The sequence below is a fragment of the Vibrio jasicida 090810c genome, assembly GCF_002887615.1.
Classification (GTDB): domain Bacteria; phylum Pseudomonadota; class Gammaproteobacteria; order Enterobacterales; family Vibrionaceae; genus Vibrio; species Vibrio jasicida.
Genome location: NZ_CP025792.1, coordinates 2,171,263 through 2,194,896 on the forward strand (window position 1 = coordinate 2,171,263; position 23,634 = coordinate 2,194,896).

A 23,634-nucleotide genomic window follows, 5' to 3' on the forward strand; every position below is an offset into this window, starting at 1 on the left:
GCAGCTTTTCCAATCTCACTAGTGAGATTTGGAGATAAAACAATAAAAAGCGACTTTCTCATTCGGAAACGAAACAAGGATTAAAAACAATGAATAAGGTGAGTTTACTAGCAGCGTCAGTGGCTATCGCGCTAACAGGTTGTGGTGGTTCAGATAGTAGTTCAAACGGTGGTAATTCTGGTGTAGTGATCACTGGCTTTGATGGTTACTTCAAAAACGCGGTGGTATTTGAAGATCTGAACAACAACGGCCAATGGGATACCTCTGATACCTTCCTTGGTCTGACGAATGAGAAAGGTCAGCTTACCATCAAAGCAAAACCAGAAGCGACGCTGGCTCTACAAACCATCACGCCAAACGGCTTAAAGCAGAAACAACTTATTCAGCTTGATCCAAAACATGCGGGCACTTACACCGTAGATATGGATCACCCAAGCCAAGCAATGGCGCACGAATTGGTTTTCCGAGCACCAAACTCGTCTAACGTTATTTCACCAATCACAGACCTTGTCGCGATTGAGATGGCAAACAACGACGCGCTAACAGAAGAAGAAGCCGCAGCAAAAGTTAACCAAGCACTTGGTGGTACTGAAGAGGCTCCTATCGACCTATACAGCGACTTCGTTTCGGGCGTAGATAAAAGTGCCGAACTACATAAAACCGCTCAGATTCTGACTGAATCTAAAGCGCAAAACCCTGCGAACTACGAGAAAAAAGCGACTGAATTCGCGCAAGCAGCTGATCAAGAAGTAGACCGTCTGGTGGAGTCTGGTGCAGATATCAATGATCCAAACCTACGCCCAGTGATCACTGACAGCACACCAGAAAGCGAAAACCTAGCGCCAGAAACCGTAGTCAACAACAAGCTTGTTGTCAGCGAAAACGTTGAAGAAGCAGCCGAAGATAAGCTAGATAACTTACCAGAAATCGTAAAAGGCGCGGGCTTCGATGGTGTTGAACTGAACATTGAAGGTCTATTCAAAGACAAAGACCAAAACTTAGTAACACCGAAACTGACTCACAACCTTACTGGCACAGGTATCGAAGTTAGCATTGTAGGTGAACAACTGATTCTTTCACCAACAACTGAAGTCACCAAAGCGGGCGAGTTTGAAATCATCCTTACAGCAGAAGATAAAGACTCTTCTGGAAAAACACTAGCTACTGTAAGCACAGTATTCAAATTGGATATCGAAACCGCTAACCAAGCGCCAATCGTCATTGAAGCAGAGCAAAAACGCCTTCAAAGCATCGTTGATGACTGGCAACTGCAGCAAGGTGAAGCTTTTGAGCAAACTCTAGACATTTCTGGTCTGTTCAAAGACGAAGATGGCCAACTAGAAGAGTATTCAGCGGAGTCGATCTCTATCGAAGGCTTGTCTATCAATGAAAACGACAACGCAATCATCACTGTCGAAGGTTCCCCAGAAAAAGCTTACGCTGCAGGTCAAACATTTACCGTTAGTGTAGAAGACAACGAAGATGGTGAAGCTCGTGTAACCTTTAAACTACCAGAAGTAAAAGAAGGCACTACACCACCACCAGTCGCACCAACACTAGGCTTCACTATCGACCATTTTAACGGTAAAGCGGCAAAAATGGGCAGCTTTGCACGCAACGATGGCGAAATTGGCCATGCGATTCTTATGAAAGATGCCGAAGGCCTACTATGGTGTTGGGGTTCAAACGATGATGAGCAAGGCGAAGAGTATTCGGCAAACATCAGTGATAACCTAAGCAACTCTTGGGAATCAGAGTACGACCCATACGCGATTTTGGCAAAACTGGACAAGCTACCAAGCTACGCGGCTTACCAAAACAAAGATTGTTGGGATGTAGAGATCAAAGATGGCAAATTATACGACGACGAAGGTTCTGAGTATGAAATGCTTTACCAAAACAAAACCGCGCATGGCGACCAAATCCTAGTGAAAATCGATGGTGACGAGTTATTCTGGTTGGATTCGACGGATGCACCTTTCGCACAAGCACTACCAGTGAGCGAAAAGGTCGCAAACGGTAAGGTTGAATTTGATATGACGGTAGAGAGCGAGACCGTTGCAGAAGAGGAAACAGAGCTATTCTACGCAGCGGGTAAGTTTGAATACGCAAGCGATGTTTACGAGTATGAGTCTATCAAACCAGAAGGCTTCTACACACCAGGTAACTGGACAGTCTCTCTAGATAGCACAACAAACCGCGAAACTCTGATTCTAGAAGAAACTGGCGCAGATTCTGATTACAAGACTCGCCACCGTAACGTAAACCGAGAGTTTGGCGACTTCTACATCGGCATCAACTCAAGCGTTGAACAAAACGGTTGGGTATCTGCTCCAGAGTTCGGTCTGTACTCACACTCTCAAGAAGCAATAGAAAAAGTGATGGAATCACTGCCTTTAATTGAAGACTAATGAGTAAAGATAAACAAATACTATCGAAACCTTGTTGTAGCCAGATCCACCTGCATCGTCGACGCAGAACTTTCTGGGAAAAGTGCAAAGGTATCAAAGAAGTATACTGTTGCGCGAATTGTCACAGGGAAACCAGTCTCAAATAGCTCCTCTGTTTGAGGCCGCAAAAAAAGCCCCGCTCAAGCGGGGCTCTTTTGTATCAGTTTAACTACTTCACACAAATCACATTCAGCAACGAGGTGCCAGTTAACTGATTGGGCTCTCGGTCAGCAAATAGCCCCTTCTTATCTTTACCCCAGTACGGCAATTGTAATGGCCAATTATTTTTTTCCATCACACCAGAGCCACGCAACGTTTTAAACTCAGGCGCGCTCGCCAAGTTCATTCCCAATTGCTGACACACTTGCTTCGAACTCGCGTAATTTAAGCGATTCCACGGTTTGCCATGTTCCATGTAGAACTGGTTGTTATTCTCGACCAAGTACGGCACCACAAACGTCTTACCTTGTAAGGTGGTTTTCAAACGAACCTGAACGTTCTTACTGCTGATCGCAGGTTGAGCAGGCTTAGTCATTTTGGCAGGCTTTGCGGCAACTTGGGTCACCGAAGTTTGCTTAACAGTTTGTTTTGTGGGTGCCTCTTTGGCCTGAAATGCCCCCGTATCAGGTCGAGAGGCGGCCACTGGCTCGACTGGTTTTGGTTTCGAAACTGGCTTGGCCATTGGCTTAGTTTGCTTCACTGGCTCTGATGTACCTTTGCCAACCACACGAATAAAGGCTTCTTTGTATGTCGACAAGGTTTTGACTCGCTGTAAGTCCTGCGAGGCTTTGGCAAATTCAGTATAAGGACCAATAAGACATCGGTAGCCTTTTTGCTCCGGCTTCATCCAAACATCAGTGGTGATTTTGCCGTAGATCGGCTTGGCTTTGGCTAAAGACATCGGTTTTGGCAACAAACCACATTGAATCCAGAAGAAATCATTGCCTCCCTGCGGCACTTTCTTTCCCCATACCCCTTTTCCGATCGGACAAGATTGCTCAAGTACTGGCAGTTCTTTGTTACTCGCTTGAGAGGCTTGGCAAAGAAAACCTTCCGCGAATACCGGGGGCGAAAACTGGGCGCACGCCACCAGTAACCCAAGGCTCAGCCCGGATTGGACGATACGAGAGGAGTAGTGTGCCTTCTTCATTTCCATACGCTTCACTCTAAACAGTAGGTGATGAAATTATCGCGACAAAGCGTCAATAAAACATGCATAAGAACAGATAAGCAAAAAAAGAGCCGGAATTGCATCCGGCTCTCAGTTTAGAAAGAAATTTATTAAATTGGCAACCTACGCAGCCTAATTTATTTGTTGATTAACCTTTGTAGATTTTCGGGTTAAACACATCACGTAGCCAGTCGCCAAGTAGGTTAATCACCAATACCAGAGTCACGAGTACGATACCTGGGAAGGCGGTAATCCACCACGCACCAGAGAAGATGTAGTTAAAGCCGATGCTGATCAGCGCACCTAATGATGGTTGGTCTACCGGAAGACCTAAGCCTAGGAATGACAGTGCCGCTTCCGACATGATTGCGTTCGCTACCTGTACTGTCGAGATAACCAAGATTGGAGATAGACAGTTCGGCAGAATGTGACGGAACATGATGCGAGGCGCTTTAAAGCCCATCACTCGCGCCGCTTCGACGTATTCTTTCTTCTTCTCTGCCAATACCGAAGCACGAATAGTACGCGCGTATTGCGGCCATTCTGCCACGCCGATGATCACCACCAGCATGACCACCGCGTATTGGCTGTAAAAATCACTGCCAAAGCTGGCTTTAAAGATTGCCGAGACGATGATCGCCACCATCATGGTCGAGAACGATAACTGTACGTCTGCAAAGCGCATCAAGAAGCTATCGATACGGCCGCCGAAGTAACCCGCCGACAAACCAATAATGATACCCAGTACCAACTGAAGACCAACCGCAAGAAAACCGATAGTCAAAGACAGGCGAGAGCCGTAAAGAATGGTCGATAAAATATCGCGACCTTGCTCATCCGTACCTAACACAAAACGCTCGTCACCGTCTTCCATCCAAGAAGGCGGCAACTCCGAGTCCATGATATCGATGGACGTGAGATCATAAGGGTCAGTCGGTGCAAGTACAGGGGCAGCAATCGCCAACACCAAAAACACCATAAATACGGTGAAACTGGCCATCGCGACTTTATCGCGCTTAAAGTAGTACAAGAAATCCGAGTTTTTAAAACGTTGCCACGCAGAAGGTACTGCTTCAGGAGCGGCCGTTACATTTGATTGGCTCATGATTAAGCTCCTTTTCCAGTTAGGTTCACTGTTGGGTTGATGATGCCGTACAGCAAATCAACAATGGTATTGGTTACCACGAAAATCAGACCAACAAAGATAACGTAGGCAGTGATCAGCGGTGTATCTACACGGTTGATTGCCTCAAGGAAAAGAAAGCCCGTACCCGGCCACTGGAACACGGTTTCAGTAAGAATGGTGTAAGCCACCATGGTACCAATCTGCACACCACCCACCGTCAGAACAGGTAGCATGGTGTTCTTAAGTGCATGTTGGTAATAAATTTTGTTTAAGTTCAGGCCTTTTGCTTTGGCGAACTTGATGTATTCTGAGCTCAGCACTTCCAACATTTCTGAACGGACCAAACGAATGAACAGCGGCAACATGATCGAAGCCAGTGCCACACAAGGTAGAATCAAGTGCTTGATGCCATCAATGGTAAAAAAGCCAGATTCCCAACCAAGAATATTAGCCGTTTCACCCCGCCCGTAGGAAGGCAGCCAGCCCAGCTCAATGGAGAATACATACATCAGCATAATCGCGGTTAAGAACACCGGAATCGAGATACCGACACTACTCATCGCCATGACAAATTTGGTAAAGATGCTCTTCGGATGAATCGCGGAGTACACCCCAAGAGGAATTGAGAGAAGAATGATAATGAGCGTCGCACCAAACACGAGCTCTAGCGTCGCCACCAGCTTATCGAGAATGACCTCAACCGCAGGTCGCTTGAAGAAGTAAGATGTACCTAAATCACCTTGTAGCGCATTGCCCACAAAGCGAGTGTACTTTGTGATAAAGGGATCGTTCAGGCCCAGTTCGTCACGCAGCGCTTGACGCTCCGCTTCTGAAACCGACTGACCTACAAGCTCACGCAGCGGGTCACCCAGGTTATCCTGAATGGCAAACGCCACCAAACTGATCACAAACATCACTATCAGTGCCTGAAACAGGCGCTTGACCAGAAACGAAAACATTCCTTGCCCCTTAACTATCCATAGATCTCTATTCAGAGAGAAAATTCAGTCTGTAAAACCAACTCAGTCCGACTGAAACAAAACTGAGTCGAGTGCTTTAAGTTGAGGAGGGACATCCATCCCTCCTCAAAATCGACTAACCGTGATTATTCAACCACCAGGTCACCGAAGTAAGGCATTACCATTGGGTTAACGATGTCTGCCGCTTTCACGTTAGACTTCGCGCCCCACGCTTCACTTTGCCAGTGTAGCGGTACGAATGCTGCGTCGTTGTATAGTGTTGCTTCTACACCTTTCAGCATTTCTGCACGTTTCGCTGGATCCGTTTCTACGTTCGCAGCTTCAACTACTTTGTCCATTTCTGGGTTTGAGTAGTAACCACAGTTGTACTGACCACGACCAGTATCTTCGTTACGAGTCATAGTTAGGAACTCGTTGAAGTTTGCTGAATCTTCCGTATCTGAGTGCCAACCGATCATCAGCATGTCTGCCGCACACTTGTCGAACTCTGGCCAGTATTGCGCTTTTGGCATGGTCTTTAGATCAACTTTGATGCCGATCTTAGACAGCATTGCCGCCGCCGCTTGCGCTACTTTCGCATCGTTCACGTAACGGTTGTTCGGTGCGATCATCGTCAGCGTTAGGCCATCTTCGTAGCCCGCTTCTTTCATAAGTTCTTTCGCTTTCTTCAGATCGTAGCGAGGAACCAGTTTGTCATCGTGACCTACGTAACCTGCTGGGCTTTGCTGACCAGCTGCCGTTGCGAAGCCTTTCATGATTTTCTTCACGATGCCTTCGTTATTGATTGCGTGAACAATCGCTTGGCGAACGCGAACGTCTTTCAGTGCTTCGTTGCTGTTTTGGTTGAGTTGGAACGTGATGATACGAGTACCAGGTAGCGTTACTAGGTCGATGCCGTCTGCATCTTTCACGCGTTTGTGATCGTTTGGTGCAACAGGGTGAATCATGTCAACGCCGCCAGAAAGTAGCGCAGCTACACGAGTTGCGTCTTCTTTGATTGGTACAAGCGTTAGCTTATCAACGTTACCTTTCGACTCTTTGTCCCAGTAATCTTTAAAGCGTTCGAATTCCACTTTTACGCCCTGCTCACGAGAAGTCACAATGAATGGACCCGTGCCAGATACGTTAGTCGATGCAAATGAGTTACCGTGCTTCACTAGCTCAGACTTGTCTTTGCCATCTTCTGTCTTACCAGAGTAGAACTTGCTGTCCATTGGGAAGATGTAAGTCGCCGTTTGCAGCACAAGCGGGTAAGGACCTTTAGTCACTAGATCCACTGTGTAGTCGTCAACCTTCACGATTTTTTCGTACGGGTCGAAGATAGCTTTGAAATCTGGAGAGCTTTGTAGACGTTCAAAAGTCCATACTACGTCGTCAGCCGTCATGCCGTTACCAGAGTGGAACTTAACACCTTGGCGTAGCTTGAAACGTACCGTTGTATCGTTCACACGTTCCCAGCTTTCTGCTAGACGAGGTTCAAAGTCCATGTCTTGTGTGAAACGAACTAGTGGATCAAATACCATGTGTGACATTTGCAGCGTACCGCCTGATAGCTGCTCATGCGGGTCTAGCGATACTGGGTCAGCTGCGTAGCCAACTTTGATATCTGCTGCCATTGCGTTAAAGCTTAGGCCCGCTGCCATTAGCGCCACTGCTAATTTGCTTTTCATGGTTTTCATTTGCATAACTCCTTCATGCGGGAATTCGAATCCCTTGTTGTGTTTGCGTCTTTGTTATGACTAAGGTTTGTTGACCTTGATGGTCAGCCAAGCGAAAAACTTGGTTTATGCCGTTTTGATTTCTTCTCTCAAACCTGTGAATTCAGGCATCAGAGAAATCAGTTTCTTGCTGTATTCATGCTGAGGAGCGGTAAATAGCTGCTCAGTTGGCGCCACTTCCAGTAGCGTACCCATCTGCATCACACCCACTCGGTCACACATTTGGCGAATAACCGGTAAGTCGTGGCTGATAAACAGCATGGTGAGGTTGAGCTCACTTTGCAGATCTTTTAGCAAGTTCAGAATTTGTGCCTGTACCGATACATCTAACGCTGATGTCGGTTCGTCACAAATCAGTAGTCGAGGACGGGTCGCCAGTGCACGCGCAATAGAAATACGCTGACGCTGACCACCGGAGAATTCATGAGGGTATTTGACGCCCGCCATTTTGCCCAAACCTACGTGATCAAGCAGGTCATTCACAATCTGACGCGTTTCCGCTTCATTCTTAGTGAGCTTATGGAAACGAATTGGCTCCGCGATGATGTCGAAAATCTTCATACGCGGGTTCATTGAAGTGTATGGGTTTTGGAAGACCATCTGCATTTGACGACGCAGTGGACGACGCGCTTTTTCTGATTTCAGCGCCGTTAGGTCAATGCCTTCAAAGCTTACTTGGCCTGAGTTTGGTTCATACAAACCTGCAATCACACGTGCGATGGTCGACTTACCTGAGCCAGATTCACCCACCAAACCAAACGTCTCACCTTCGTGCACTTCAAAGCTAACATTGTTTGAAGCCTGTACGTATTCACGGCGGCTTTCAAACAACGAATCTTTGGTCACGAAGCGTAGATTTACGTTCTTCACATCCAATAGAGGGCCTGTGTATTCGCGTTGGTCTTGGCTTTGGCCTAACCAGTGGTTCTTGATGTCCAGTTCTTGTAGCTCTGTTGCTTCTTCGATGTAGCTCACTAGCGGGAAGCGATCGAGTTTAATGTCAGAACGAGGAACCGCAGAAATCAAGCTGCGTGTGTATGGGTGGTCAGGATCGCCCAATACCTTAGCGGTTGGGCCAAACTCCACCAAATCACCGCGGTACATAACCGCAACACGGTCAGTTACGTTTGAAACCACACCCATGTCGTGCGTCACCAACATACAACCTACGTTGTTCTTGATACACAGTTCACGGATAAGGTTTAGGATTTGGTCTTGGATTGATACGTCGAGTGCCGTAGTTGGCTCATCTGCGATGATCAGTTCTGGCTCACCAGCCAGTGCGATAGCAATAACCACACGCTGGCGCATACCACCAGAGAATTGGTGTGGGTACTGTTTAAGACGGTTTTCAGGTTGCGGAATGCCAACCTGCTGCATTAAAGAAAGCGCACGTTGATATGCCTCTTCATCCGACACCTTCATGTTGGCGTGGATGGTCTCTTTCAATTGCTGCTCAACCGTAAATAGAGGGTTAAGCGAGGTCATTGGATCTTGGAAGATAAAGCCAATCTTAGAGCCGCGAACCTTACGCATCGCTTCTGGCGTCAAACCAGAAATTTTCTCTCCATCAAGGTACACGTCACCACTGGCAACACGACCCGGAGGGCTAAGCAAATCAATAACGGCGTTACCAACGGTGGATTTACCCGCACCTGATTCGCCAACAACACCCACAATTTCGCCACGATCGATATGAAAAGAAAGCGACTTCACGGCCGCATGGACACCGTGACGGGATGGATATTCTATACGAAGGTTTTTCACCTCTAATAGTGACATTTCAGACCTCTACTGCCTTGTCTGTGGTATCGAATCGCGCAATAAAAGCGCCATTCATTACCTGAATGAATCCGTTCAAATTCAGAATAATACTCTGAAATCTTAATGCGGAAACAATTTGGCAAAAATCACACAAAAAAGCAACAATTAAAGTATATTCCGCCGAAAAAACATTATTTACACGCACAATGAGCGAATAGAAATGCATTAACAAGTATTTAACCATTTTCATAACACACCATTTTTGTGCGCTACGCACCAATAAAAACAGAAAAATGCTCTAAATTCACGCATAAACTCACTATTGATAGTATCCCTATTATTCACGCACCATCATTAACATTTACCAAACAATATTCCGTTCCCATTGGGACTTTTCGACATAAAATGTTACTAACAAAATAGTCTGCATACATAAAAAGCCAAAATCCCCCTACACACATAGAGGTGAAAACGTGAGCAGATCTGCAAAACAAATGAAATCTGTCACCTAACCTTGGTTATGCGTCAGTTATGCGATTTTGTGATTAAAGTGATTTTGATGCAGTAGAAAACTCCGTATCAGCAACCTGATTAGCCCTTAAAAAGCACGTGTTGAACTGGTGATTTTGCGCTTTCCACTGTCATTTTGAGTAAGATAAGAGATAATTAAAGCCCAACGTCGAGTAGTGAATGAAGGAGCCCTTGTGCTTAAAGCGATATTTTTTGATATGGACGAGACTTTATGTGGCACATCTCAAGCCGATAAAGTGGCAGGGCAAGAGTTTGCCGATTGGATTACTCAAACTTACCCTCAGGTCGCTGACTCCACAGCCTTCGTACAGCGCTACTTGCAAGGCGTATATAAGAAGTTAAACGACGAATTCCCTCAACTTATCGCTCTTCTACCTAATGAAAATGCGTTCCGCTGCGGTTTAATCCAAACCATCTTGGCAGAACAAGGTATCGAGATCGATGCAGAACAAGCCCAGCAGGCACAAAGCTTCTTCGATTCAGCTCGCATGGGTGCTTTTACGTTCTTCCCTGGCGTGAAGGAAATGCTTACGGAGCTACGCCAACACTACAAGTTGGTGGTAATCACTAACGGCCCTATCTTCTCGCAACATCCAAAGCTCAAAGCGACACAAATGAGTGAATGGGTGGATCACATCATCGTCGGTGGCGAAGAGCCTGAAGAGAAGCCTGCTGCAAGTATCTTCCACAAAGCACTCAACCTTGTTGACGCAAAACCAGAAGAAGTGATTCATATTGGTGACTCTCTACCAGCCGATATTGCGGGTGCCAACAATATGGGCATTCTGAGTGTGTGGGTTAACGAGACAGGCACAGTAAACCCAACCGATATCAAGCCAAACTATGAAGTGAAAGAGACCGTTGAGCTGAATGAAATTCTAAAAACGCTCGCTCAATAAAGCACTTAACTCAAGAAATACAAAGCCCCAGCCTCCGTGCTGGGGTTTCTTTTATCAGCTCGAAAAGCATTTGGATCATGGGTGGTCAAAAGCTCCCAGAGCTGTACATTTTTGGCAGAATTGAAAATAGAGTGAAGATTTTTGAGCGTAAGAAATGGAAAAAGCCCCAGTCTTTCGACTGGAGCTTTAAATAGCGGTCGATGAAGAGCCATATTCTAACTTCAGGCGAACCCCACTTGGGTTCAAACCCAATTGAAATACTGCCGACTCATCCAGTCCAAGCGAGATCATAAGCTCTAAAACGACGAAAGCCTGCTAAAAAGCAGGCTTTCTAATAGTGGTCGGTGAAGAGAGATTCGATCGGACTGGCGCTCCAGCCCACGCCCCTCTGGTCCCAACACTCTAAATTTCAAACGTAAAAAAGCCCCAGTCTTTCGACTGAGGCTTTAAATAGTGGTCGGTGAAGAGGGATTCGAACCCCCGACCCTCTGGTCCCAAACCAGATGCGCTACCAAGCTGCGCTATTCACCGAACTGTATTTACTGATTCTCTCAAATCAGACAGGATACTTCAACTAAGAAGTCACCTTAATTAATGGGGTGGCTAACGAGATTCGAACTCGCGACCACCGGAATCACAATCCAGGGCTCTACCAACTGAGCTATAGCCACCATCAATTTGTGTTGTTTACCGCTCTAGTATAGCCATAAACTAAATGATGGTCGGTGAAGAGGGATTCGAACCCCCGACCCTCTGGTCCCAAACCAGATGCGCTACCAAGCTGCGCTATTCACCGACGAATTTTGTTTCGACTCTTGGGATATTTGAATCAAAACTGGAAACTTCATTAATTAATGAGTTACCGAAATAATGGGGTGGCTAACGAGATTCGAACTCGCGACCACCGGAATCACAATCCAGGGCTCTACCAACTGAGCTATAGCCACCACTATTTTGTGCCGTTAATTTGTATTCCGGAATGGCACGCCCGAAAGGATTCGAACCTTCGACCTTTGGCTCCGGAGGCCAACGCTCTATCCAACTGAGCTACGGGCGCATGCCCCATCGGCGGAGAGGAATAATACGGATATCACACTATGCCGTCTAGTACTTTTTTTACTTTTTTTCTCGTTTGGTCTCTTTTTCGACAGTTATCTGCCTTTAAAGTGAATTTTTGATGTGATTCACGCCCTGTCATGGATAACTTGTTGTTTATTGCAACAACTTATCGGGATATAATCACCCATTATTTACATTGATTTAACAGTCGCAACCAGATTGTTCAATCACTTTAGACCGTTAGGAACGGTTTTCTGCATAGTATTCAGGCCATGCAGCAAAACCGAATCCAACAGGGCTAAATACTCTAACTATATAAATAGGTAAGTCACTTACCTTTGGAATGTGAAGTGGGTTTAATGGATATGTCTCGACGAATGATTAGCGTTTTGTTCGCTGCCTTAACTTTTTCTACGGCAGCTTTAGCTTCTGACATCAGCCAAACTGAATACGATGCGATCGCAGAACGCATCAAACCTGTCGGTGATGTTTATCTAGCAGGTGCTGAACCAGTAAAAGCAGAACCAACTGGTCCACGTGATGGCGCCGCGGTTTACGGTACTTTCTGTATTGCTTGTCACGCATCTGGCGTAAGTGGCGCACCAAAAACAGGTGATGCTGCGGATTGGGCACCACGTATTGCACAAGGCAAAGACGTGCTAACCAACCATGCGATCCAAGGCTTCAATGCAATGCCAGCAAAAGGTACGTGTATGGACTGTTCTGATGACGAAATCATCGCAGCCATCGACCACATGATTGAAGGTCTGCAATAAAGACACCAACGAAAAAGGCTTGCCACTTGGCAAGCCTTTTTGTTTTTAGCAAATTAGAACAACGCTGTCCTACTTCTTAAACATCGCTCGAATATTAGCGATGTGAGCTTGGCCTTTTGCCATGCGCTCTTCTGCCGATACTGGTTTTTTGTTTACTTCCCATTCAACGTCATCAAATGGCAGTTCATCTAAAAAACGACTTTGTGTCGGTTTGATCAATTCACCAAACTGGCGACGCTCTTTACACATCGTAAAGGTTAATTCTCTTTGAGCACGCGTAATTCCCACGTACATCAATCGACGCTCTTCTTCGACGTTATCTTCATCAATACTGGTTTGGTGCGGTAAAATTCCCTCTTCCGAACCAATCAAATATACATAAGGAAACTCGAGACCTTTCGATGCATGAAGCGTCATCAATTGAACGGCATCACTATCTTCATCATCTTCTCCGCGTTCCATCATGTCTCGCAATGTTAAACGTTGAACGACTTCTTTGATGGTCTTCTCTTCTTGATCGTAGTTGTCACCTTCTAGGTCAGCCACAATCCAAGAGTAAAGGTCAGAAACGTTCTTCATACGCATTTCAGCCGCTTTCGGGCTTGCTGACGTTTCGTATAGCCAATCTTCGTAATGAATATCACGCACAAGCGAACGCACCGCTTCAACCGTATCGCCACGCTCAGCTTGATCGGCAATCGCAACCAACCATTGAGTAAAGCGACGTAGGTTCTCTAAACCACGACCGGTTAGGTGCTGCTCTAGTCCCATTTCAAAGCTGACTTCAAACAAGCTCTTACCACGCATGTTGGCGTAGCTACCCAGCTTCTCTAAAGTCACGGGACCAATTTCACGACGCGGCGTATTCACAATACGTAGGAACGCGTTGTCATCATCTGGGTTCACCAACACACGTAGGTAAGCCATGATGTCTTTGATCTCAGCTCGAGCGAAGAAAGATGTGCCGCCAGACAGTTTGTATGGCACACGGTTTTGCATCAGTGACTTTTCAATCAAACGTGATTGGTGGTTACCACGATATAGAATCGCATAATCTTTATATTCGGTGCGGTTTAGGAACTTGTGCGCAATCAATTCACCCGTCACGCGCTCCGCTTCGTGCTCTTCATTTTTCGCCAGCAACACTTTGAGTTTTTCACCGTCAGGAATTTCCGAGAACAGTGATTTCTCATACACGTGTGGGTTATTCGCAATCAAGATGTTAGCTGCGCGCAGAATACGGCTAGTCGAACGATAGTTCTGCTCCAACTTAATCAAACGCAAATTTGGATAGTCTTCACCAAGCAGCACCAAATTTTGCGGCTTAGCGCCACGCCATGAATAGATGGATTGGTCATCGTCGCCTACCACAGTCAAACGACCACGCTCACCGACAATCAACTTTACTAAGTCGTATTGGCTGGTGTTGGTATCTTGATATTCATCCACCAACAAGTAGCGAATGCGATTTTGCCAGCGTTGGCGCACTTCTTCGTTATTGCGCAGAAGTTGCACTGGCAAAGAAATCAGATCGTCGAAGTCGAGCGCGTTGTATGCCTTCATCTGCTTTTGGTACATCTCAAAACAGAACGCGAACAATTGCTGCTGCTCACCTTGAGCAAGCGCTTTTGCCTGTTCTGGTGTCAGCATGTCGTTCTTCCAGTTTGAGATACTGCTTAGTAGTTGACGTAATAAATCTTTATCGCCATCTAGCTGCTTTTCTGTCAGCTCTTTCAGTAGTGCAAGTTGGTCTTGATCATCAAAGAGGGAGAAGCCTACTTTCAAGCCAAGATGCTTGTACTCACGCTTGATGATGGTCAAACCTAAGGTGTGGAAGGTCGAAACCATCAAACCTTTCGATTCTGATTTACCTAACGTTTGACCGACGCGCTCTTTCATCTCACGCGCCGCTTTGTTGGTAAAGGTAACCGCAGCAATATTGCGTGCCTTGTAGCCACACTGCTGAACCAAATAAGCAATCTTATTGGTAATTACACGAGTTTTACCCGAACCTGCACCAGCCAGCACGAGGCATGGGCCTGATACGTACTTAACGGCTTCATCTTGTCTAGGGTTCAGCTTCATAGAAATTCTCTGCGGGTGGTAATTGTGGCGCCTATGATAAAGGGGTGACCGCGTGAAAGCTACGGAGATTTTCACGTAATTTTTACACAGATAGATGCAACATTTTGTTGCATACGTGGCCAGAGTTTAAGCTATAATGAATGAACGTTCATTCATTGGGTGGTGGCGTTATGTCCAATAACACTGCTGGAGATAAATACGGACAAATCATTGCAGCAGCCGAGCGCTTAATCGCTGAATCAGGTTTTCATGGTCTTTCCATGCACAAACTTGCTACAGAAGCAGGTGTCGCAGCTGGCACGATTTACCGATATTTCTCAGATAAAGAACATCTTTTGGAAGAGGTTCGCCTTACTGTAACTAAACGTATTGCGGACGCCGTTCAAGCGGATGTTCATGACGATATGCCCCTGAAAGAGCGTTACCGCACCATGTGGCTCAATATTTGGCACCTCGCTGGATCAAATTTAGACACCTTAAGTAATCGTGTCCAATATGAATCACTGCCTTGTGGAAATCGTAAAGGGACGAGGGAACTTGAAAGGCAAATGTTTGCCCAAGTAGATCGTCTTTTTAATCAAGGCAAAGCGGAAGGGGTATTCAAACCCCTCGATAACGAAATTCTATCAGGGTTAAGTTTCGAAGCTAGTGTTGCGCTTGCGAGAAAACATGCTTTGGGATTTTATCAGCTGGACGACAATGCGCTGGAAGCAGCCGTTGAAGCCAGTTGGGATGCAATTATTAAACACTAACTTGGAGTTCTTAATAGAATGAAAAAGTGGACTTTCTTTATGTTGCTTATCGCGGTTCTTCTGTTCGGAAGCGTGATAGGTTTCAACTTATTCAAGCAACAGAAAATTGCTGAATACATGGCGAATCGTCCGGAGCCAGAGTTCCCTGTTACCGTTACGGAAGTAAAAGCGGTAGATTGGGTTCCTGTCATCGAAGCGATTGGCTTTATCGAACCTAACCAAGGTGTCACTGTTGCAAACGAAACCAGCGGTGTGATTGATAAGATTTCTTTCGACTCTGGTACTCAAGTGGAAGAAGGCCAACCTCTGGTTCTTCTGGACTCTGATGTTGAGAAAGCAAACCTAAAAAGCTCTCAAGCAAAACTGCCAGCAGCTCAAGCTAAGTACAAACGCTACCAAGGTCTTTATAAGAAAGGATCGATTTCTAAAGAAGCGTACGACGAAGCTGAAGCAAACTACTTCTCACTTAAAGCGGACATTGAGAGCTTGAAAGCGACCATCGACCGCCGTGAAATAAAAGCACCTTTTGCTGGTGTGGTTGGTATTCGTAATGTGTATCTTGGTCAATATCTACAAGCAGGTACTGACATCGTACGTCTCGAAGATACAACAGTAATGCGTTTACGCTTCACTGTGCCTCAAACAGATATCTCACGCATTAAGCTAGACCAAGAAGTGGATATCTTTGTAGACGCTTACCCTGACAAGCCTTTCAAAGGTTCGATCTCTGCGATTGAGCCAGCAGTAAACGTACAAAGTGGTTTGATTCAAGTCCAAGCAGACATTCCAAATAGCGATGGCAAGCTTCGCAGCGGTATGTTCGCACGTGCAAACATCATCCTGCCTAAGCTAGAGAATCAAGTGACTCTGCCACAAACGGCAATCACCTTTACGCTATACGGCGACAACGTGTACATCATTACTGAAGAAGACGGTGAAAAACGCGTTAAGCAACACGTTGTGAAAGTGGGTGAGCGTACTAAAGACATCGCGCATATTCTAGAAGGCGTGAAACCAGGTGACGTAGTGGTAACGTCGGGGCAAGTACGCCTTAGTAACCATGCGAAAGTGACCATCGTTGAAGATTCGGCACTGACACCACCTGCTGAAACACCAATGCTTTAATTGGAGGCATCATGCGCTTTACCGATGTTTTTATTAAACGTCCAGTTTTAGCGGTATCGATCAGTTTTTTGATTGCGTTGCTTGGTTTGCAAGCCGTATTCAAGATGCAGGTTCGTGAATACCCTGAAATGACAAACACGGTGGTTACTGTAACCACCAGTTATTACGGTGCCAGCGCCGACTTAATCCAAGGCTTCATTACTCAGCCTTTGGAACAAGCCGTTGCTCAGGCCGATAATATCGACTACATGACTTCATCCTCGGTACTCGGTACTTCTACCATCACCGTAAACATGAAGTTAAACACTGATCCGAATGCGGCGCTGTCTGACATTCTGGCGAAAACCAACTCGGTTCGCTCGCAGCTTCCAAAAGAAGCGGAAGACCCTACGGTAACTATGTCGACAGGTTCGACAACGGCAGTACTGTATATTGGCTTCACCAGTGATGAGCTGTCTTCAAGCCAGATCACAGACTACCTTGAGCGTGTAATCAACCCGCAGTTATTCACGGTAAACGGTGTATCGAAAGTTGACCTATACGGTGGTATGAAATACGCACTGCGCGTATGGCTAGACCCTGCAAAAATGGGGGCTCTTAAGCTGACAGCAACTGACGTAATGACCGTACTAAACGCCAACAACTATCAGTCGGCAACTGGTCAGGCGACAGGTGAATTCGTACTTTACAACGGCAGTGCAGATACTCAGGTATCCAACGTTGCGGAACTAGAAGCACTTGTGGTGAAAACCGGTGAAGGTGATGTAATTCGCCTTGGTGACATTGCGAAAGTGACGCTAGAGAAGAGCCACGATATTTACCGTGCTAGTGCTAATGGTCAAGAAGCCGTGGTTGCAGCGATTAACGCAGCACCAAGTGCCAACCCGATCAATATTGCAGCAGATGTACTGACGTTGTTACCTCAACTAGAACGTAACTTGCCAAGTAACATCAAGATGAATGTGATGTACGACTCGACTATTGCTATCAACGAATCGATTCACGAAGTTGTGAAAACCATTCTTGAAGCAGCAGTCATCGTACTTATCGTTATCACTTTGTTCCTAGGTTCATTCCGTGCGGTAATCATCCCTATCGTTACTATCCCATTATCATTGATTGGTGTGGCAATGGTGATGCAAGCGATGGGTTTCTCTTGGAACTTGATGACACTACTGGCAATGGTACTCGCCATCGGTCTGGTGGTGGATGACGCGATCGTTGTTCTTGAGAACGTCGATCGACACATCAAGGAAGGGGAATCACCGTTCCGAGCTGCGATCATTGGTACACGAGAGATTGCTGTCCCAGTAATCGCGATGACACTGACGTTAGGTGCGGTATACGCGCCTATCGCTCTGATGGGTGGTATTACAGGCTCACTATTTAAAGAGTTTGCTCTTACCCTTGCGGGTGCTGTATTTGTGTCCGGTATCATCGCATTGACTCTGTCACCGATGATGTGTTCAAAAATGCTGAAGGCAAACGAAGAGCCAAGCAAGTTTGAGCAAAAAGTTCACCACGTTCTTGATGGCATGACCAACCGCTACGAGAAGATGCTAACTGCAGTCATGGCTCATCGTCCGGTTATCATTGCTTTTGCGATCATCGTGTTCGCGAGTCTACCGATCTTGTTTAAGTTCATTCCGAGTGAACTGGCACCATCGGAAGATAAAGGCGTTGTGGTCTTAATGGGTACAGCCCCATCAAATGCGAACTTGGATTACATCCAAAGCACCATGAACGATGTAAACAAGATTCTGTCTGACCAGCCAGAAGTAGAATACGCTCAGGTGTTTAACGGTGTACCTAACTCGAACCAAGCATTCGGTCTAGCAACACTGAAACCTTGGAGTGAGCGTGAGGCAAGCCAAGCGGACATTACCAAACGTGTGGGTGACTTAGTTTCTCATGTACCAGGTATGTCAGTAACGGCTTTCCAAATGCCAGAACTTCCAGGTGCAGGTTCAGGTCTGCCAATTCAGTTCGTTGTGACTACGCCAAACAGCTTCGAAAGCCTGTTTACTATCGCAAGTGATATTCTGACCGATGTATCGAAGAGTCCACTGTTCGTGTATTCGGATCTGGATCTGAACTACGATTCAGCAACGATGAAAATCAGCATCGATAAAGACAAAGCCGGCGCTTACGGCGTGACCATGCAAGACATTGGTGTCACGTTAAGTACCATGATGGCCGATGGTTATGTAAACCGTATCGACCTAAATGGTCGTTCATACGAGGTAATCCCTCAAGTTGAACGTAAGTGGCGTCTAAACCCAGAGTCGATGAAGAATTACTACGTACGTTCAGTTGACGGCAAAGCAGTACCATTGGGTAGTTTGATCACAATTGATGTGGTCGCAGAGCCTCGTGCACTGCCTCACTTCAACCAGCTAAACTCAGCCACTGTTGGTGCTGTACCAGCTCCTGGTGTTGCAATGGGGGATGCGATCAACTGGTTCGAAGACGTGGCACAAAACAAACTGCCGTCAGGCTACAACCATGACTACATGGGTGAAGCGCGTCAGTTCGTAACTGAAGGTAGTGCGTTATACGCAACATTCGGTTTGGCACTAGCAATCATCTTCCTAGTACTGGCGATTCAGTTTGAATCGATCCGCGATCCAATCGTAATCATGGTATCAGTACCACTTGCTGTTTGTGGTGCGTTGATAGCTCTGGCGTGGGGTACGGCATCGATGAACATCTACTCACAAGTTGGTTTGATTACCCTGGTTGGTCTGATCACCAAGCACGGTATCTTGATCTGTGAGGTAGCGAAAGAAGAGCAGTTACACAACAAACTGTCTCGTATCGATGCGGTAATGGAAGCAGCAAAAGTTCGTCTTCGTCCAATCCTGATGACGACGGCAGCGATGATTGCAGGTCTTATCCCATTGATGTACGCAACAGGCGCAGGTGCTGAGCAACGCTTCAGTATCGGTATCGTAATCGTTGCTGGTCTGGCGATCGGTACGCTATTTACACTATTCGTACTGCCAGTGATTTACAGCTACCTTGCTGAGAAACACAAGCCACTACCAGTGTTTGTTGAAGACAAAGACTTGGAAAAGCTAGCTCGAGTGGATGAGGCGAAAGCAGCTCACCGCGAATTAGCTGATAACAAGTAAGTATAAAAGCACTAAGAAAAAGGTCACTTCGGTGACCTTTTTTATTGCTGCTCTCTTTTTTACCATCTAAATGGCGACTTTCACGTATCAATTAAATAGAATGTGGGCAAATCAAAAGGAGTTTTAGCCACTATGTTTGACCCAAAGAAATTAGAGCAAATCGCTAAACAAATTCACGAATCAATGCCACAGCCAGTAAAAGAACTAGGCGCGGATGTTGATCAAAAAGTTCGCCAAGTCATCCAAGGTCAGCTAAACAAGCTAGACGTTGTTAGCCGTGAAGAATTCGACGTACAAACTCAAGTTCTGCTGCGCACTCGTCAAAAGCTGACAGAAATGGAAAAGAAATTGGCTGAGCTTGAAGAAAAGCTAGCTGATAAATAAGCGAGAAGCGAGAAGCGAGAAGCGAGAAGCGAGAAGCGAGAAGCGAGAAGCGAGAAGCGAGAAGCGAGAAGCGAGAAGCGAGAAGCGAGAAGCGAGAAGCGAGAAGCGAGAAGCGAGAAGCGAGAAAATTCTTAAGGGTTGGCGTGTGCACGTCAACCCTTTTTGTTTTCGGTATTCGCTTCAATGTTGTCTTCTTAACTACAAATTCAGTCAACACTTACGATACCTCTACTTCTTTCAATTCTATCCCAACGAACACGTCCGATTTTAACAGCGAAGCACTCCCACGGTTCGAAGGAAACAGTCAGTCTTCATAAAAACAAAAAGGCTTGGTCAACGGCGACCAAGCCTTTTAATTAGATGTTGTGTTGTATGTTGTATTTATTGACCCCAGTCTATCCGGAGTTCTTTACTGACTTAGATAGAAATTAGCCGCCTACTGCGATGTTCTTCATATCCGTCATGTAACCACGTAGCTCTTCACCGATGTACTCTACTGGGTGGTTACGAATCGCTTCGTTTACTGCGATTAGCGTAGCGTTATCGACTTGGTTAGACGACTCGCCTAGACCTTTACCGATTACGTCTGTGCTTACTGATGGCATGAACTTCTCACGTAGTAGCGGTGTTGCTACGTTAGCAAATAGGTAGTTACCGTACTCTGCTGTATCTGAAATTACCACGTTCATTTCGTATAGGCGCTTACGTGCAACTGTGTTTGCTATTAGCGGTAGCTCGTGCAGTGACTCGTAGTATGCAGATTCATCGATGATGCCTGATGCTGTCATTGCTTCGAACGCTAGCTCAACACCGGCACGAACCATAGCAACCAGTAGAATGCCGTTGTCGAAGTACTCTTGTTCAGAGATTTCGATATCGCCTGCTGGGTAGTTTTCGAAAGCGGTTTCGCCCGTCTCTTCACGCCAGCCTAGTAGATTTGCATCGTCGTTTGCCCAGTCAGCCATCATAGTACTGGAGAATTCACCCGTAATGATGTCGTCCATATGCTTGTTGTATAGTGGACGCATTAGCTCTTTTAGCTCTTCAGAAAGCTCAAATGCTTTTACTTTTGCTGGGTTTGATAGACGATCCATCATGTGAGTGATACCACCAAACTTAAGAGCTTCAGTGATTGTCTCCCAACCGTATTGTAGAAGTTTACCTGCGTAGCTTGGGTCGATACCGTCAGCAATCATCTTCTCGTAAGACACGATAGAACCGGCTTGTAGCATGCCACATAGGATAGTTTGCTCACCCATTAGGTCAGATTTAACTTCCGCTACGAATGAAGACTCTAGACAACCTGCGCGGTGGCCACCTGTACCAGCAGCCCATGCTTTCGCAATGTCCCAGCCTTCGCTTTTAGGGTCATTTTCTGGGTGAACAGCGATTAGTGTAGGGACACCGAAGCCACGCTTGTACTCTTCACGTACTTCTGTACCTGGACACTTAGGCGCAACCATTACAACCGTTAGGTCTTTACGGATTTGCATGCCTTCTTCAACTACGTTGAAACCGTGTGAGTAGCCTAGTGCTGCGCCTTCTTTCATGAGAGGCATTACCGTTTCAACAACGTTAGTGTGCTGCTTGTCTGGCGTTAGGTTGATTACTAGGTCAGCTTGTGGAATTAGCTTTTCATAACTGTCTACTTCAAAGCCGTTATCTTTTGCGTTTTTGAACGATTGACGTTGCTCGTCGATCGCAGCTTGGCGTAGAGCGTAAGCAACGTCTAAACCAGAATCACGCATATTTAGACCTTGGTTAAGGCCTTGAGCACCACAACCTACGATGACCACTTTCTTACCTTTTAGGTAATCTGCTTCTGATGCGAATTCTTCGCGGTCCATAAAGCGACAACGACCAAGTTGGTCCAATTGCTCACGTAAGTTTAGGGTATTGAAATAGTTAGCCATCTGGGTGCTCCTTAACATTCTTCCATAGAGGTCGGTATTTGTGTTACCGAATGAGTTCATACTAAAACAGACATTCTGTTGCTGAAAGTGATATATTCACAATTACTTATTGCAATAAATGCAACATGGACGTAAAGATTTAATGAACATCAAAAGCCTACAACTATTCATTCATCTATGTGATAGTAAAAGCTTCGCTAAGACAGCGGCAGCAATGCATATCAGCCCTTCCGCACTGAGTCGGCAGATCCAAAAATTAGAAGAAGAAACGCATCAACAGCTGTTCTTGCGTGATAATCGAAGTGTCGAATTGACGGTTCAAGGAAAGAAGTTATTGCCTGTTGCACTAAAGATCTTGGGGAATGGCAGCAATACCAAAGCTACGTCAAAGGAACGGAAGATGAGCTAAAGGGGGAGATACGTTTATTTTGCTCGGTAACTGCAAGTTACAGTCACCTCCCGGAGCTTATTTCCGATTTCCGCATACAACACCCATTTATTGAATTCAAACTCTCTACTGGCGATCCAGCCCAAGCTATCGATAAGATAATGGCGGATGAGGCTGATATCGCGATCTCGGCAAAGCCAGACCAACTACCCGCTAAAGTGGCTTTTGAACCAATCAGCGAGATACCTCTATCGGTTATTGCTCCGGTTGGAATTAGCAGCTTCGCAGAAGAACTACAAAAAGAAACCCCGGATTGGTCAACGATCCCTTTTATTCTCCCAGAAGCAGGCACAGCAAGAGAAAGAGCGAATGTTTGGTTTAAGCAAATGAAGATCAAACCAAACATCTACGCACAAGTAGCAGGGCATGAGGCCATTGTCAGTATGGTGGCTTTAGGTTGTGGCGTAGGTATCGCACCGGATGTGGTAATCAACAATAGCCCTGTCAGAGAGAAGATAAATCGACTGAAAGTTCTGCCTATCAAACCATTCGAACTCGGTGTTTGCTGTATTAAAAGCCAGCTAGAAAACCCGTTAGTTAAAGCCCTATGGGAAGTCGCAGAAAGTAAGTATATATCCCTTTAGAGATATCTATACAAATTGGAATCCGAAGCCCGTTACGCAAGCAACGGGCTTTTTATTTACAGTAAAACTCGAATGCAAAATATGTAACAGCACTTAGAAGTAGCTGACATCACGACTCACATAACAAAGGTATTGCTAGCAAAGTGATGAGAATAAGTAAGTACTTACCCTTAGTTACTTTTAAGATTTAGAAAATGGACACTGACAAGAGAGATAAGATCTTTACCTAACACAACGAGTTCTACAGCAAACACAGAGATCTGAGGATATCAGAAACGACAAAACCTATTCCGAAGGCTGGGTTTCCAAATAAGTTGCGGAGCCGTGGGGACGCCTGGTCCGAGCTTGCGTTCAATTGGACTTACACACAAGCGAGACTCATGCATGAATTGAGTTGTTAGATACGAAAAAGCCCCAGCATTTCTGCTGGGGCTTTTGTCTGAATAAGTGGCGGAGCGGACGGGACTCGAACCCGCGACCCCCGGCGTGACAGGCCGGTATTCTAACCAACTGAACTACCGCTCCGCACTGGTTAGACATTTAAGTCTAAGTTTTTGTCTTCACTTTTTCATAAAAAGTGAAAATAAAATAAAGCCTGGCGATGTCCTACTCTCACATGGGGAAACCCCACACTACCATCGGCGCTAATTCGTTTCACTTCTGAGTTCGGAATGGAAGTCAGGTGGGTCCAAATCGCTATGGTCGCCAAGCAAATTCTTTAATCTGGAAAACTGA

14 protein-coding genes, 6 tRNA genes, 1 rRNA gene and 1 pseudogene are annotated in these 23,634 nt (G+C 45.9%); 8 read left to right on the forward strand and 14 right to left on the reverse strand.

The genetic code is table 11. The features are described 5' to 3' along the window. Window positions 1-89 precede the first annotated feature (89 nt). Window positions 90-2,411, forward strand: a complete 2,322-nt coding sequence (locus tag C1S73_RS10250; RefSeq protein WP_038869939.1) for a hypothetical protein — start codon at window positions 90-92, stop codon at window positions 2,409-2,411. A gap of 208 nt (window positions 2,412-2,619) precedes the next feature. Here the strand turns inward: C1S73_RS10250 and C1S73_RS10255 are convergent, their stop codons facing one another. The 5 genes from C1S73_RS10255 to C1S73_RS10275 form a co-directional block, all read right to left on the reverse strand. Further along, a complete protein-coding gene (locus tag C1S73_RS10255; protein WP_038869938.1) occupies window positions 2,620-3,606 on the reverse strand; it encodes an SPOR domain-containing protein in 987 nt (328 codons plus the stop codon). A 163-nt stretch (window positions 3,607-3,769) separates the two neighbouring features. Beyond that, the gene (locus C1S73_RS10260) at window positions 3,770-4,726 is read right to left on the reverse strand and encodes an ABC transporter permease (RefSeq protein ID WP_038869936.1); all 957 of its coding nucleotides are present in this window, start codon (window positions 4,724-4,726) and stop codon (window positions 3,770-3,772) included. Between the two features lie 2 nt (window positions 4,727-4,728). Continuing rightward, window positions 4,729-5,706: an ABC transporter permease gene (locus tag C1S73_RS10265; RefSeq protein ID WP_038869935.1), complete on the reverse strand. Its 978-nt coding sequence runs from the start codon at window positions 5,704-5,706 to the stop codon at window positions 4,729-4,731. 146 nt (window positions 5,707-5,852) lie between these two features. Beyond that, window positions 5,853-7,406: an ABC transporter substrate-binding protein gene (locus C1S73_RS10270; RefSeq protein WP_038869933.1), complete on the reverse strand. Its 1,554-nt coding sequence runs from the start codon at window positions 7,404-7,406 to the stop codon at window positions 5,853-5,855. A gap of 105 nt (window positions 7,407-7,511) precedes the next feature. Further along, a complete protein-coding gene (locus tag C1S73_RS10275; RefSeq protein WP_038869931.1) occupies window positions 7,512-9,227 on the reverse strand; it encodes an ABC transporter ATP-binding protein in 1,716 nt (571 codons plus the stop codon). A gap of 686 nt (window positions 9,228-9,913) precedes the next feature. Between C1S73_RS10275 and C1S73_RS10285 the strand changes: the two genes are divergently transcribed. Then, window positions 9,914-10,639, forward strand: a complete 726-nt coding sequence (locus C1S73_RS10285; protein WP_038869928.1) for an HAD family hydrolase — start codon at window positions 9,914-9,916, stop codon at window positions 10,637-10,639. A 454-nt stretch (window positions 10,640-11,093) separates the two neighbouring features. Here C1S73_RS10285 and C1S73_RS10290 read toward each other — a convergent pair. The 5 genes from C1S73_RS10290 to C1S73_RS10310 all read right to left on the reverse strand — a co-directional run bounded on the left by C1S73_RS10290 (window position 11,094) and on the right by C1S73_RS10310 (window position 11,696). Continuing rightward, window positions 11,094-11,170 (reverse strand) — tRNA-Pro (locus C1S73_RS10290). A 64-nt stretch (window positions 11,171-11,234) separates the two neighbouring features. Further along, a tRNA-His gene (locus C1S73_RS10295) sits at window positions 11,235-11,310 on the reverse strand. A gap of 48 nt (window positions 11,311-11,358) precedes the next feature. Then, window positions 11,359-11,435 (reverse strand) — tRNA-Pro (locus C1S73_RS10300). A 75-nt stretch (window positions 11,436-11,510) separates the two neighbouring features. Beyond that, window positions 11,511-11,586: transfer RNA gene (locus tag C1S73_RS10305), tRNA-His, on the reverse strand. 33 nt (window positions 11,587-11,619) lie between these two features. Then, window positions 11,620-11,696 (reverse strand) — tRNA-Arg (locus C1S73_RS10310). Between the two features lie 361 nt (window positions 11,697-12,057). Between C1S73_RS10310 and C1S73_RS10315 the strand changes: the two genes are divergently transcribed. Further along, entirely contained in the window at window positions 12,058-12,474 is a 417-nt protein-coding gene (locus C1S73_RS10315) for a c-type cytochrome (RefSeq protein ID WP_038870118.1), read from the forward strand. Between the two features lie 69 nt (window positions 12,475-12,543). Here the strand turns inward: C1S73_RS10315 and rep are convergent, their stop codons facing one another. Further along, window positions 12,544-14,559 (reverse strand): DNA helicase Rep, encoded by a 2,016-nt coding sequence (gene rep, locus C1S73_RS10320; protein WP_038869926.1) that lies wholly within the window; start codon window positions 14,557-14,559, stop codon window positions 12,544-12,546. Window positions 14,560-14,729: 170 nt separating this feature from the next. Here rep and C1S73_RS10325 point away from each other — a divergent pair, with 170 nt between their 5' ends. The 4 genes from C1S73_RS10325 (at window position 14,730) to ubiK (ending at window position 19,954) form a co-directional block, all read left to right on the forward strand. After that, entirely contained in the window at window positions 14,730-15,311 is a 582-nt protein-coding gene (locus C1S73_RS10325) for a TetR/AcrR family transcriptional regulator (RefSeq protein WP_050566713.1), read from the forward strand. 18 nt (window positions 15,312-15,329) lie between these two features. Then, entirely contained in the window at window positions 15,330-16,436 is a 1,107-nt protein-coding gene (vmeC, locus tag C1S73_RS10330) for a multidrug efflux RND transporter periplasmic adaptor subunit VmeC (RefSeq protein WP_038869923.1), read from the forward strand. An 11-nt stretch (window positions 16,437-16,447) separates the two neighbouring features. Beyond that, complete coding sequence (gene vmeD, locus C1S73_RS10335; RefSeq protein WP_038869922.1) at window positions 16,448-19,570, forward strand: multidrug efflux RND transporter permease subunit VmeD; 3,123 nt, start codon at window positions 16,448-16,450, stop codon at window positions 19,568-19,570. 132 nt (window positions 19,571-19,702) lie between these two features. Continuing rightward, on the forward strand, window positions 19,703-19,954 hold the full coding sequence (gene ubiK, locus C1S73_RS10345) for a ubiquinone biosynthesis accessory factor UbiK (RefSeq protein WP_005427244.1): 252 nt from the start codon (window positions 19,703-19,705) through the stop codon (window positions 19,952-19,954). Between the two features lie 428 nt (window positions 19,955-20,382). On the opposite strand, the gene ilvC is transcribed toward ubiK, so the two are convergent. Continuing rightward, window positions 20,383-21,867, reverse strand: a complete 1,485-nt coding sequence (gene ilvC, locus C1S73_RS10350) for a ketol-acid reductoisomerase (RefSeq protein WP_038873950.1) — start codon at window positions 21,865-21,867, stop codon at window positions 20,383-20,385. 142 nt (window positions 21,868-22,009) lie between these two features. Here ilvC and ilvY point away from each other — a divergent pair. Beyond that, a pseudogene (gene ilvY / locus C1S73_RS10355) lies at window positions 22,010-22,899 on the forward strand (HTH-type transcriptional activator IlvY). 448 nt (window positions 22,900-23,347) lie between these two features. Here the strand turns inward: ilvY and C1S73_RS10360 are convergent. Continuing rightward, window positions 23,348-23,424: transfer RNA gene (locus tag C1S73_RS10360), tRNA-Asp, on the reverse strand. A gap of 68 nt (window positions 23,425-23,492) precedes the next feature. Further along, window positions 23,493-23,609: ribosomal RNA gene (gene rrf, locus C1S73_RS10365) — 5S ribosomal RNA — on the reverse strand. Window positions 23,610-23,634 lie beyond the last annotated feature (25 nt).